Below are 13470 nucleotides of genomic sequence, written 5' to 3'. Positions count from 1 at the left end.
TTGGTAAACGATTATTTTATCTGATTTACCAGCCATAAAAGAGGAGTCTAGGGTGGAAGAAGATTGGTGACTTTCAGGGGTTGAGCATTGGATAAGAAAACAAGAGACAACGACAGTTGCCGTCAGTTTAACTACTTCCAATAATCTGAAAGTCACCAAGGCAACTAAGCGTTACGATTGATGCAATTCAAGTCTTCGAACGATTGCTTCAGGCGAGCTACAAAAGTTTTTTCACCCTCTCTGAGCCAGGCTCTTGGGTCGTAGAACTTTTTGTTCGGCTTGTCGGAGCCTTCAGGATTGCCAATCTGCGACTGCAGGTAGCCTTCGTTTTTCTTGTAGTAGTCTTTCACACCATCCCAATATGCCCACTGCATGTCGGTGTCGATGTTCATTTTGATGGCTCCGTAAGAAATAGCCTCACGGATTTCAGCTCTGCTTGATCCTGATCCGCCGTGGAATACGAAATTAACTGGCAATGGTCCAGTTCCATGCTTTTTGATGATAAACTCCTGGGAGTTTTTAAGAATTACCGGCATCAGCTTCACGTTGCCTGGCTTATATACGCCGTGAACGTTGCCGAAGGCAGCGGCTACTGTGAAATTGTCGGAAATGGCTTTCAGCTGTGTGTAGGCGAAATCGACTTCTTCGGGCTGTGTGTAAAGCTTTGAGCTGTCAACGTCGGAGTTGTCGACACCATCCTCTTCTCCACCAGTCACACCCAATTCGATTTCAAGTGTCATGCCCATTGCTGCCATTCTCTTGAAGTACTTGGTGCTTATTTCCATGTTTTCTTCAATCGACTCTTCGGATAGGTCGAGCATATGGCTGCTATACAAAGGCTTTTTGTGTGTTTCGTAAAATTTCTCACCAGCGTCAAGCAGTCCGTCAACCCATGGCAAAAGTTTTTTAGCGCAGTGGTCGGTGTGAAGAATGGTTGTAACACCGTATTTTTCTGCCATTAAATGCACGTGCTGAGCGCCTGAAATACCGCCCGCAATAGCAGCGAACTGGTTGTCGTTGCTCAGGCTTTTGCCTGCAAAGAAAGAAGAGCCTCCGTTGGAGAACTGTATGATAACGGGTGAATTAACAGCCTTTGCTGTTTCAAGTACTGCATTCACCGTGTTGGTGTTGATCACATTGACCGCAGGAAGGGCGAAGTCGTTTTTGTTTGCATAGTCAAACACTTCCTTTACTTCGTCGCCTGATATTACGCCTGGTCTGAATTTCATAGTATTATATTTTATTGAATTTGTTATTTACAGAGGGAAAAATCAAAATTATCCCTAAAAGACAAATAAGCAAAGAGGGAGCTAAGTTTAGACTTGGCAAATAGCCTAAATCGGTTTTTAGTTGAAAAATTTATAACTTCTTAGCCAAGTTTGTAGAATTTGATGCCTACTTTTAATTTCGCTCTTCGCCTTGCGGATAAACCTTGATATAAATGAAGAACCCACCGGTAACCATTAAAGACATTGCAAGGGAGTTGAACATTTCTCCCTCTACAGTATCCAGGGCGCTAAAAGACCATCCGGACATAAGCAAAGAGACAAAAAAGGCCGTTAGCGAGTTGGCTGCAAAGCTGAATTACCAGCCTAATTTGATTGCCCTCAGCCTAAGAAAGAGTAAGACTAACACTATTGGTGTTATCATCCCTGAGATAGTTCATTTCTTTTTCTCTACCATCATCAGTGGAATTGAAGATGTTGCCTATAAGGCTGGTTACAACGTAATCATCTCACAAACCAATGAGTCTTTCCTCAGAGAAGTGTCGGATACCAACGCCCTGGTCAACAGTAGGGTGGATGGCATACTTGCATCTGTAAGCAAGGAAACAGTTTCGTATGATCATTTTAAAAACCTTATTGACAGAGGAATTCCTCTTGTCTTTTTTGATCGGGTTTGTGAAGAGCTGAATACCAGTCGTGTGATTGTGGATGACTACGATGGTGCTTTTCAAGCCACCGAGCATTTGATCAGCATAGGTTGCAAAACGATTGTGCACCTCGAAGGGCCAAAAAATCTTGATATCACAAAGAACAGGAGAGACGGGTATTTGGCGGCTTTGAAAAAGAATAATATACCGATAGACGAAAACCTTATCATCCACTGTGAGCAAACAACCTTTGATGAGGGGAGTCGGCAAATAGCCACCCTGTTTGACAAAAAGCTGACTTTTGATGGCATATTTGCCAACAACGACATGGTGGGGATCGGTGCAATGATAGCGCTGCGTGACAGAGGCATTTCTGTTCCAAAGGATGTGGCTATCGTTGGCTTTAGTGACTGGGAAATTTCTTCCCTTATGCAACCGTCACTATCAACCGTATCGCAGCCTGGTTTTGAAATGGGCCAGAAGGCGGCTCAGCTTTTTATTGAGCAAAGTGAAGCAGATGAGGATGAGTTTGTGCCTCGTACTGAGGTGTTGAAAACAAAACTCATTATCAGAAAATCTTCAATGAGATAGTCTTCAAACAAGCGTATTACCTTCCCGTTTGTTTGTATCCGGCTGCTCCAATTTGAGCTCGGAGCATTATAACCGAATCCGATATGTTTGCATTTCGGATTTTTTGATTTTACCTACTTGCTTAAACAACATGGAAAAACCCCGTCTTAGTTTTTGGCAGATTTGGAACATGAGTTTCGGTTTCCTGGGCATCCAGTTTGGATTCGCTTTGCAAAATGCCAACGTGTCGAGAATCTTTGAAACACTTGGTGCAGAAATTGACAATATCCCCATTCTCTGGATCGCTGCGCCGGTATCGGGCTTGATCATACAGCCTATTATTGGCCACATGAGCGATAACACTTGGACCAGGCTGGGCCGAAGACGGCCTTATTTTCTGGCGGGTGCTATTATGGCTTCGCTGGCGCTCATAATCATGCCCAACTCGCCCACTCTGTGGATGGCAGCCGGCATGCTCTGGATCATGGATGCATCCATCAATGTTTCCATGGAACCCTTTCGGGCGTTTGTTGGCGACATGCTTCCTCCTGATCAACGTACCACAGGTTTCGCCACGCAAAGCTTCTTCATAGGTACTGGCGCTGTGGTTGCTTCGGCACTTCCCTATGTGCTTACTAACTGGTTGGGAATACCCAATACGGCAGCCGAGGGAATTATCCCGCCCTCTGTTAAGTACTCTTTTTATATCGGGGGAATCATATTTATGATAGCCATTGTGTGGACGGTGCTGAAGACAAAAGAGTATCCGCCGGATGAACTTGCTCAGTTTGACAACGATGAGGGAGCCAGCTTGGCCCAGCCAGAACAGGGGGTCGCCAAAGTATCAACTTTCCTCAACGTGGGGCTGGTTTTGCTGGCGCTGGGAATCGGTTTGACCCTGGCGTTGGCGTATGTAAATGCAGAAAAGGAAGTGTACATACTGGCGATTGGACTTATCGTTTTTGGGCTTATAGAGGTGATAGTTGGCTGGATGTCAAAATCCGGTATTAGTAATGGGCTTACATCTATTATTACGGACCTGAACAACATGCCAGTTACTATGAAACAGCTGGCTGTTGTGCAATTCTTTTCCTGGTTTGCCCTATTTGCTATGTGGATTTACAGCACAGCCGCCATCACTTCCCACGTTTACGGCACACAGGATGCCACGTCTCAGCTGTATAATGATGGAGCTGACTGGGTGGGAGTGTTGTTTTCAGTTTACAATGGTGCGGCGGCTTTGCTGGCTTTCGGACTTATCTGGCTGGCAGGCAAGACGTCAAGAAAAATCACTCACACGATTTCCCTGATCATAGGGGGCGTGAGTTTTATTTCAATTTCTTTCATAAAGTCTCCTGAATTACTTGTTATTCCTTTTTTAGGCGTTGGCCTGGTTTGGGCAAGTATTTTGGCCATGCCTTATGCTATTCTTGCAGGCGCTATACCAGGCAGGAAAATGGGGGTTTACATGGGGATATTTAACTTCTTTATAGTTATCCCGCAAATATGTGCCGCCTCTCTTTTGGGATTTTTGGTTAAACGGGTCTTCGAAGGGGAAGCTATTTACGCACTTATCATTGGGGGAGTCTCGTTTATGGTTGCCGCTGTCATGGTGCTGCTGGTTAAAGACGAGAACTGATTTGTTTTTTGCAGTGGAAAGGGGCCTTCCGAGTAAGCAATCTTGAAACATCTATCACTTGATATTCTAAAAAGGAAGGTGATACAATGAGGCTTGTCCCTTTATATTTGCGGCTCTTGATCGCCATGTTTTAATTGCGTCGGGATAATTTAGACCAATACGATAAAAAAAATGCCAACAAGGTGCATCGATTCGTTTCATTTTACTTCGGGAGGCCGTTCCACATATTTTGATTTGTATGATTAAAGTAAGGTTCAATATTGACTACAGAACAGTTTGGGGCCAACGCCTTTTCATTTGTGGTTCGGCGAAAAGCCTGGGCTCCTGGAGCGAGGCCAAGGCTGTTCCTTTGGTGCCAACTGGTGGCGACCAGTGGTCGATAGCGGTTGAAATGGATGAAGCCGAGGGTAAATCCTTTGACTATAAATACTACCTGCTTGATGAGAGATTTGGCACTACGGAATGGGAATTTGGTGACAAACGAAGACAGAATATTGACGCAAGTCTGTATGAGACTGTTGAGGTGCGGGACTACTGGAGGCCTACGACTGATGATCAGAATTTATTGAACACTTCGCCCTTTATGCAGGCGTTTTTTAAGCAAAAGGGGAAACCAAAGAAAAATGTAGTTGGTGGCCCTGGTTTGTCTTACAGACTGCAACTTCGTTTGCCCAGGGTTGCAGAAGACTACCAGGTGGGATTGATAGGAAGCCATAAAGCTCTCGGTGAGTGGGAGGAAGAGAAGGTGGTGCTCATGGGCAATGCTGAATTTCCGGTATGGGAATTGGACGTAAACTTTGCTTTGGAAGAGCTTCCCGTTGAGTATAAATATGTCCTTTACAATACGAAGACCAAACGAGTTGAAGAATGGGAGGGGGGTGAGAATCGCTACCTGCCACGAAGTGCTTCGGCGCAAGAAGGTGGGCTTACCATTCAGGCCGATGAGCACTTTCGGTTCCAGTCGGGCAACTGGCGGGGCGCTGGGGTGGCCATTCCCGTTTTTTCATTGCGGTCAGAGTCGGGCACGGGCGTAGGTGAGTTTGAAGACATCAAAAAGTTGGTCGATTGGTCTGTTAAAACGGGCAACAAACTTATCCAGGTACTTCCTGTTAACGACACCATAGCTTCTCACACCTGGGTAGACTCTTACCCATACGCCGGCATTTCAGTTTTTGCTCTTCATCCCATTTATGCTAATCTCCAGTCAATGGGAGCGCTCAGTGACCGTAAGCGGCAGAAGGAATTTGATAAAAAGAGAATAGCGCTGAACCGTCTCGATCATGTTGATCATGAGCAGGTGATGAATACCAAAGCTGAGTATTTTAAGCTTGCCTATGCTGAACACAAAGAGGTCGTTTTGAAAAGTAAGGAATTCAAAACATTCTTTGCTCAAAATGGACACTGGTTGTTGCCATATGCGGTATTCTCATGCCTGCGAGACCGATTCGGCACGCCGGACTTTAGTCAATGGCCCCAATATTCGGTCTATTCCGAAAAGGAAATAGCCAAATTTGCTGACCCGAAGCAAAAGCACTATGATGATGTTGCTATCCACTACTTTATCCAGTTTCATCTCGACAAGCAGCTCAAGGAGGCCACTGCCTATGCCAGGCAGAAAGGCGTGGTGCTCAAAGGTGATATTCCTATCGGGATATTCCGAAATAGCGTGGATGCATGGATAGCACCCAGGCTCTACAACATGGACTGCCAGGCGGGTGCACCACCGGATGATTTTTCTGTTACGGGGCAAAACTGGGGCTTCCCAACCTACAATTGGGAAGAGATGGCCAAAGATGACTATGCCTGGTGGAAAGAGCGTTTGAAGAAAATGGCGGACTACTTTGATGTATTCCGTATCGATCACATCCTTGGCTTTTTTAGAATTTGGGAAATACCCATGCACGCAGTGGAGGGGCTTTTCGGGCACTTTAACCCCTGTTTGCCGTTCGGCGTTGACGAATTGGGCAATTGGGGCTTGCAATTTAACAAAGAGCGTTATTGCGAGCCATTTATCAGGGCTTATATGCTCTCAGAAATTTTCGGTGCACACAGCGACAAAGTAAAGGAGACTTATCTGGATGAATTTGAAGAGGGTAAGTATCGGTTTAAGGAGAAATACACTACTCAACGGAAGCTCAGTACTCATATTGAGGAAATAATGCAGAGCGGCAATGCTGATAGTGAGCATTTGATTTGGTTGCGAAGTCAACTTTTCAGGCTGCATGCGGAAGTACTTTTCCTGCCGACGGATGATGCAAGTCTGTTCAATCCCAGAATTGGATTTCACAGTACCTATAGCTACAGAGATCTCGACGATCGAAGCAAAGAGGTAATGAACAGGCTGTATGTTCATTATTTCTACAAACGACACAACGATTTTTGGAAACACCGGGCCATGGAAAAGCTCCCTGCGCTGAAGGCAGCTACTAATATGTTGATATGTGGCGAGGATTTGGGTATGGTTCCTGAAAGCGTTCCGGGCGTTATGGCCGAAATGCAAATTCTCAGTCTTGCTGTGCAGCGCATGCCCAATAACCCGGACTGGGAGTTTTGGCCTCCCTCTCAAACCCCGTATTTGTCGGTTACTACTACCTCAAGTCATGATACTTCTACTTTGAGAGGCTGGTGGGAAGAGGACAGGCAGGAGGTTCAAAGATTTTTCAATTCCATTTTGAGGCAAACCGGCGAAGCGCCTGTTCACTGCGAGCCATGGATTGCTTCAGAAATTATCCGGCAACATATGGAAGCACCCGCCATGTGGGCAATCTTCCCTATACAGGATTTGCTGGCAATGGATGAAAGGCTTCGAAGATCTTCCCCCAGCGAGGAAAGGATTAATGTGCCGGCAAACCCGCAGCATTATTGGAAATACAGACTTCACCTTACACTTGAGGAACTGCTTAAGGAAGATGGTTTTAGCACTTATTTAAGAAAACTTGCCGACGAATCGGGGAGAATCCGCTCATACTAGCATTTTAAGGCCAATACTCGTACCTTTTGTTCAAACTCTTTTTCTTAGTTTGTCAGAGTGTTCTTTGGCTTTTTAGCGTCAATGGTGTCTTTCCGGCATTCAAAATATTTCAAACTACCCAATTTGGCAAAAGGCAATAGTTGGGTTGGAATAACTTAAAAGAATTTGTTTCAGCAGAAAACACCAAACAGGGTGGGGCGATACGGCTCCATTAACTTGTTAAAAAAGGGAGATGTTCTGACTACCCTTTTTTAACAAGTAAACTTTCAGCAATATGTATTATTTGCCGCCTCCTACCCAGCCACCCTGTCCACCATCGTCTGTTTTAATAATTCGCAATGATTGCTTTGGTTTTTTGGTAGATGAGGATGAAGTTGTTGAAGGCGAAGCAAAATAGAGGCCTAGAGAAAGAATCAAGAAGAAAACATACTGTGCCATAGTCTCATTGGTTAAGTTAAGTGAATTACACGCCTCGAAGATGGTGGAATACCTACTACCCATTTACGACAGTTTGTAACATTTGCTAACTATAAAAAATTTAGTAGTTTACGGTATAAAGTCGGTGAAATTCCTCCTGAAGCTTAAAATTTGAAGTGTTCACTATGAATGAGATCAAAAAAATAGTCAGAATTGTAACAAACAGAGTCAAAAAAAATGTTTCTCTTATCGATGTTGTAAATAATGAAGACAACCCAGGTAAAGAGCAGCAACTGTTTAATAGCATACAAAGTGGCGTTTACACGACAGATGATGACGCTGCTTTTGGGATGTATGGCACAAATGGCACAGACCAACGCTATAGGATGCTTAAGTCCAGATTGCGTACCAAGCTGAATAACCTTTTGTATTTTGCTGATTTTAATGACTCGAGGGGTAACATTAGTTTTCCTTTTGAGCAGGAGTGCCACAGTCATATTTTCAGAGCCAAGATACTTTACAAGGAAGGAGAATACGAGCTCGCTGAAAAAAGTATAAAAAAGGCACTGACCATCTCTAAGGAATCAGAGTTTACTGACCTGACACTGATCGGTCTGAAGATGCTGAGAGTAATATACTCAGAGTCATTTCGCCCGAACCACTTAAGGAAAGCCATTGGACAGATAAAAAAATACGAAGTGATCAATCGACTAGAGGAGGAGTCGCTTGATATTTTTTATTTAAAATGGATGCAATTGGGCAAGTCTGTCCATTCGAGGAAAGTACACCTGGAGTCTACTATTAAGGCGGTGGAAGTTCTTAGGAAATTATGGGAGAAAGGAGGATCATACGCACTTTTTGAAAATTACTACAGGCTTCGGTTGTGGACAAATGAGCTTTTGGGCGACTACGGAAGTGTTGTTGCAATTGCCGATGAAGCTTATGATTTGGTGAATAAAGGTGCCGTAAACCCGTTGAGGTTTGACATGCGTCACCACGTTTACACTCGTACCTATGCTTGTTTGAGAGCCAAGGACTACGACAAGGGCATTAAATATGCTGAGGAGGGGATGAACCACATATCAAGGTCTTCGAGGAACTGGTTTTCTCACATGGAGAATTACGTACTGCTGGCGCTTCACAATAAGAACTATCTTTTGGCCGATGAAGTGATTCACCAGGTAACCAGAAACCCCTATGTGGACAAAATTAGCACTCAGTCGAAGGAAAGGTGGGAGCTATACAAGGGATATTTATATTTTATAATGCCTGATCGGAATGTGGAAGATGTGCTGAGTTTTAAGGACATCTATGAACGACTCCCTTTCTACAGCCAAGACAAACAGGGATTCATGGTAGCGATTCTCATTTTAGAGTTTATGGACTTTCTTAAGAAAGACAGGCTTGATCTGGCATTGACCAAGTTGCCCAACTCTGAGCGCTACATTTACAGGTACTTAAATCAGAATCCGGAAAGTCAAAGAGAGAAACTATTTCTTAAACTGATCTCCATTATTGTGCAGTGTAGTTTCAATCCCGACATGGCAGCCAAAAAAGGCAAGCGGTATTTGGAACGACTCAAAATTACCCCTGAGCCGGGTGACGCTTTTGCTGAAGTTGAGATTGTTCCTTACGAGCAGCTTTGGAATATTTTAATGGGATTCATGACAAATGCACATGTGAAGCTAGACTTTGCCAAGAAATAGCCTGTTAGTCAGGTGCTTATGAAAGTGGGGGGCGAGCTGACCAAGACGGGCTTTTAGCTGATCATCATAGACGCCTAATTTTTCCTTTCTGTTACGTCAAGCACAGCGTGTTTTGATGCTTTACTCGCAAGGTTCCTGTAAAGCACCATCAACGCAGACAGAATAATCAGATTTTTGAAAATGTACTGTCCCACGATTGAAAAGCTGAAAGGATCCTGATTAAATGCATACTGCGGGAGTAGTACCAGCGGCAGAAAAGTGCAGCACATATGCCAGATAGTTACTAAGATGGTTGCCCTGGCTTTAAAGTTGACAATCAGGGCCACTCCAATGAGGGTTTCCATAATTGCAAGAACGATACATGCGGCATTCCCCGAAAGCACATCGAATGTGATGATACAGATGGTGTCGGCAGCGAGCTGCTCAGCGGGACTGTATTGTGGAAAAAACTTGAGCAAGCCAAAAATAAGGTAAATGAGCCCAATGCTAATTCTCAGGCAATCGTAAGCATGCTTATCCAGCCACTTTACCCAAATTCTCTCCACATCTTCCAGTGCATCTAATAGCCTTCTCATATACCTTGTTTAGTTCAATTTTTTGAGGCCTAATTTAGTAAAAGATATAAAAGTACACTTTTATCTCGCCATGACTTTGGTCAGTCGGGCTCAAACTTAAAAATTTGCCGTTCACAACTTTCTGGTGGCCTAAGTAAATATTTAGTGGCGGTAGTGAGAACGGGGGCGTAGGTTGATACTAAAATTGAATATGGCAGGCAAACTTGAAGGACTTACGGCTGATTCCCGTCTTGTATCACTTGACGCACTGAGGGGATTTACCGTCTTGGCTATGATCATAGTGAATGTACCCGGCTCGTGGAGCCATGTTTACTCACCATTGCTCCATAGCCATTGGCATGGTGCTACGCCAACGGATCTCGTTTTTCCTTTCTTTTTGTTTATAGTGGGTGTTTCTATTGCGCTGGCTTTTGAGCGGCAGCTAGATCAGGGAAAGAGTAAAAAAGAACTGGTGAAAAAAGTGCTTGTACGGGCCTTGAAAATATTTATACTGGGTATTTTTCTGTGGATGTTTCCAAAATTTGACCTGGGAAATATTCGGATTCCCGGCGTCCTTCAACGTATCAGTATCGTTTTTCTCGCCTGCTCACTGCTGTACATTTACGGCGACTGGAAAGCTCAGGTAAAGTGGGCGGTTGGTCTCCTTGTGGGGTATTGGGCGATAATGACTTTTGTGCCTGTTCCAATCGATGACGTGATTCAGCAGGCGCTCAGCACGGGTGAGACTTTGCGAAGCGGGGGTATGGTAACCGTGGACGGAATAAGGAAGGTTGGCGAGGGGCTTATTGCAGCTAATTACGAACCTGGCACAAACATGGAGTCCTGGCTTGACCGAAGGCTTGTGCCTGGCAGACTGTGGGAAAAAACCTGGGATCCTGAGGGCTTCCTGAGCACATTTCCTGCTATAGGAACTGGCATTGCCGGTATGCTGACCGGAAGGTTGCTGCTGAGTAAACTGGATTCGGATAAAAAGGTAATTTGGTTGTTTGTGGCAGGATTCAGTGCCTTTGTGGCCGGTAACGTATTTGATTGGTTTTTTCCCATCAATAAGCACATCTGGACCAGCTCTTATGTGTTATATGCCGCTGGTCTGGCAGCGATGTCTCTAGCCTTTTTCGTATGGCTGGTAGATGTTCAGGGCAAGGTAAGCTGGACAAAGCTTGGTGTTATATTTGGCTCCAACGCTGTGGTGGCCTATGTCCTTCATGGTGTGATCTTGAAATTGTTGGCATTAGCCAATATTCCATTGAGAAGCGGTTTTTTTGACGGCCTGGTCGCAGTGGGAGTTCCGGAAAAGCTCTCATCCCTTATTTGGGCGTTGTTCTATTCGCTCGTCATTTGCTTCATACCCGTCTATTTTCTCTACAAGAAGAAGGTTTTCATTAAGCTTTAACCGACGGCACGCCGAAAGTAAAGATAATGGCTGTGTGGCACCTTATTAGACTGCTATAGCGGCAGCCAAATAACTCCCCACTATCTTACGCTCACACCGAGACCCATTGAGAGAGTGTTGTATTTCTGGACTGTGTAATCTGCATTGATAGTAATGATTGCCAGGTTTAGTTTGACGCCCACTGTTGCTCGTGGACTGAAATTGCTAAACTTAAAATCAATAGGATTTACCAGCGATTGCAGCGAGCTTTCTATTTTATAGCTGCCGTCGAGCCTCACTCTTGTAAATGCTCCGTTTAATCCCACGCCACCGTACAGTGTGATAATTTTCACGAAGTCTTTGCTGCCGAGCACTTGTATTGTAGCTCCTTTCACGCTTAATCTGGTCACGTTATCAGGGGTGTTAATATCAGGCGTTGTTTCGACAGAAATTCGGCTGAAACCAGCAAGAATAGACAGTTCGAAAGGTGCAAATGCGAAAGCAGGCACGTGTTGCTTCATGTCGTGCAGAATACCGAAACCGAGCATGCCTAGTTTTACTTCTGTGTCACCGTTTTTATAAGTGTAGGTTGGTATCGTTCTGATTTTCAAATCTGTTTCTTTGATCAAGCCTAATCCGGCTTGTATCATTGGGGCCGGAACCGCATTGAACCCGATAACTTCTTCCATGCCAAGGCCGGTTGGGCTTGTGAATTTCACTTCACTTTCTTGCTTGCCCTCATTGAAAATAATTTCCGGGATATCATCTGCATCCAGATTGGGTCCAAAAATTGTTGGCAGTTGATCTTTGTTTGGATCGGCCAGTGTCACGTTTGAGTAGTCGTTTGGCTTAAATGTGAAAAAAGTGGCTTTTTCCGGTACATAGGCGACCGATAGCGACAGTGTAATATCGAATCCCAGGGGTTGATGAGGCTTGGCGGTATTAGCCCAGTTGTTGGTAAGCCCATAGCCGAAACCCAAAAAAGCAGGCTCAAAGTAATTTTTCAACAACTCTTCTGCATCATCTACCCCCCCCTCGATGAAGACGTCTAAGCTTTGGGATTGGCTCAAAAATGGGGCATACACAAGAGCAAAAAATAGTATTAGCTTTTTCATAACCAAGTTGGTGATTAATACCTTACTCTTAAGGTAATGTTGTAGTAAAGTGTAAAAGTGAAGTTGAGATCGGAGCTGGGCACCTCAGCGAAATCAAATGTGAGTGTGTTGTCTACTTCCTTGTAGGTTGTAAGGATTTGTTTAATCGTGCCGGCCTCGGCATCACTCACGCCAGCAGGTTTTTCTGAGGTGTTTTGAAGCTTACCAGTGATTGCTAAAACACTACGCTGTTGAGTGACTTGCGACGCTACACTCAGACTTATTTCATCCAGTTCTACCTCTTCCTCATTTGAGACATCGGTGATGGTATAGGTAACGGAATTAACGGTTACTGCATCAGACTCAGCCAGGTCAGATAAAGCATCCTTGAAAGCGCTGACGTCGGACAGCCTGAAAGTCTTATTGAATGCCGGAGGGTCTATTTCGATGCCTGGATCATTTCCGGGGACGGCTATTTCGAAAATAATGGGAACATTCCGTGTAATATTGAAGCCAATTCCAGCATCGCCGCAGCCTGCAAACAATAGAAGCAAGAACGGGATTGATGACCAAGAAAATCTTTTCATTACATTCTGATTAAAAAGACGCTACTAGTAAGTTAAAAAAAGGAAATAGTTAAGCGAATATACTAAAATATCCGATTCCGTAACGTAGTGGTGCTTTTGGCCAGATATATATTTTACAGACTAGTCACCTAGATTGATACGAAACCAGTCTTCAATAGAATTCGCTTCTCTTTCTGTGGCCACCTTTTGATCAAGTTTTGACTGGAGATTGCTGATTGCTCGTGTAACCATGGAATGGGAAATAGACTCGTCCGCCTTGACCCCAAGGCGTGCCACAAGAGCCTTTAGATTTTCGCCTCCCATCTTCGTGAAAATAGGGCTGTCAAGATGAGATAGCGTCTGTACGCTGGTCTTTGAATTTTGCTGAAGGCCGTTGATGAGGTTGGTATATGGGCCTGATAGAGGGTAAAGCTCGGCAACATACACATTGCCCGATATCATCTTCTTATCAGCACCTTTCCAGTTTAATAACTTTATCTCCTCAGCCCCAGCCGCATCAAGAAGTGCTCTTAGCTCATTGCCGGTTTCTTCGAAGAAATAGAAAATAGTAGATGGAGATTGCACGGCATCGGCTATCAGCCATTTGTATAGCTGTACTTTTGAGGTGAATACCATTATCGCTGGTAGTTCTTTGCTTTTCTCTCTTTTGAAAAAAGAAAACATCCT

10 protein-coding genes are annotated in these 13470 nt (G+C 44.4%); 5 read left to right on the top strand and 5 right to left on the bottom strand.

Features of this window, described 5'->3' with window-relative positions; translation table 11 throughout:
* Nucleotides 1–164 precede the first annotated feature (164 nt).
* Nucleotides 165–1229, bottom strand: a complete 1065-nt coding sequence (gene fbaA / locus AAC052_RS10270; protein ID WP_152000132.1) for a class II fructose-bisphosphate aldolase — start codon at nt 1227–1229, stop codon at nt 165–167.
* 212 nt (nt 1230–1441) lie between these two features.
* Here fbaA and AAC052_RS10265 point away from each other — a divergent pair, with 212 nt between their 5' ends.
* From AAC052_RS10265 to AAC052_RS10250, 4 genes are all read left to right on the top strand, one after another.
* Nucleotides 1442–2464: a LacI family DNA-binding transcriptional regulator gene (locus AAC052_RS10265; protein WP_317492200.1), complete on the top strand. Its 1023-nt coding sequence runs from the start codon at nt 1442–1444 to the stop codon at nt 2462–2464.
* A gap of 130 nt (nt 2465–2594) precedes the next feature.
* Complete coding sequence (locus AAC052_RS10260) at nt 2595–4082, top strand: MFS transporter (protein WP_339813023.1); 1488 nt, start codon at nt 2595–2597, stop codon at nt 4080–4082.
* Between the two features lie 238 nt (nt 4083–4320).
* The gene (locus tag AAC052_RS10255; protein WP_339813021.1) at nt 4321–7053 is read left to right on the top strand and encodes a 4-alpha-glucanotransferase; all 2733 of its coding nucleotides are present in this window, start codon (nt 4321–4323) and stop codon (nt 7051–7053) included.
* 602 nt (nt 7054–7655) lie between these two features.
* Nucleotides 7656–9176 (top strand): hypothetical protein, encoded by a 1521-nt coding sequence (locus tag AAC052_RS10250; protein WP_339813017.1) that lies wholly within the window; start codon nt 7656–7658, stop codon nt 9174–9176.
* 74 nt (nt 9177–9250) lie between these two features.
* Here the strand turns inward: AAC052_RS10250 and AAC052_RS10245 are convergent, their stop codons facing one another.
* A complete protein-coding gene (locus tag AAC052_RS10245; RefSeq protein WP_317492195.1) occupies nt 9251–9751 on the bottom strand; it encodes a DoxX family protein in 501 nt (166 codons plus the stop codon).
* Nucleotides 9752–9941: 190 nt separating this feature from the next.
* Here AAC052_RS10245 and AAC052_RS10240 point away from each other — a divergent pair, with 190 nt between their 5' ends.
* Nucleotides 9942–11144, top strand: coding sequence for a DUF5009 domain-containing protein (locus tag AAC052_RS10240; RefSeq protein ID WP_339813014.1), 1203 nt, complete (start codon nt 9942–9944; stop codon nt 11142–11144).
* 80 nt (nt 11145–11224) lie between these two features.
* On the opposite strand, the gene AAC052_RS10235 is transcribed toward AAC052_RS10240, so the two are convergent.
* The 3 genes from AAC052_RS10235 to AAC052_RS10225 all read right to left on the bottom strand — a co-directional run bounded on the left by AAC052_RS10235 (nt 11225) and on the right by AAC052_RS10225 (nt 13467).
* Nucleotides 11225–12238: a DUF6588 family protein gene (locus tag AAC052_RS10235; protein ID WP_339813012.1), complete on the bottom strand. Its 1014-nt coding sequence runs from the start codon at nt 12236–12238 to the stop codon at nt 11225–11227.
* Between the two features lie 14 nt (nt 12239–12252).
* A complete protein-coding gene (locus AAC052_RS10230) occupies nt 12253–12804 on the bottom strand; it encodes a hypothetical protein (RefSeq protein WP_317492192.1) in 552 nt (183 codons plus the stop codon).
* Between the two features lie 120 nt (nt 12805–12924).
* On the bottom strand, nt 12925–13467 hold the full coding sequence (locus tag AAC052_RS10225; RefSeq protein ID WP_339813010.1) for a hypothetical protein: 543 nt from the start codon (nt 13465–13467) through the stop codon (nt 12925–12927).
* Nucleotides 13468–13470 lie beyond the last annotated feature (3 nt).

Origin of the sequence: uncultured Imperialibacter sp., assembly GCF_963974565.1 — a bacterium.
In the GTDB taxonomy this organism is placed as follows: Bacteria; Bacteroidota; Bacteroidia; order Cytophagales; family Cyclobacteriaceae; genus Imperialibacter; species Imperialibacter roseus.
Note: the sequence above shows the minus strand (reverse complement) of the source record. Positions and strands in the feature narration are given on the sequence as shown.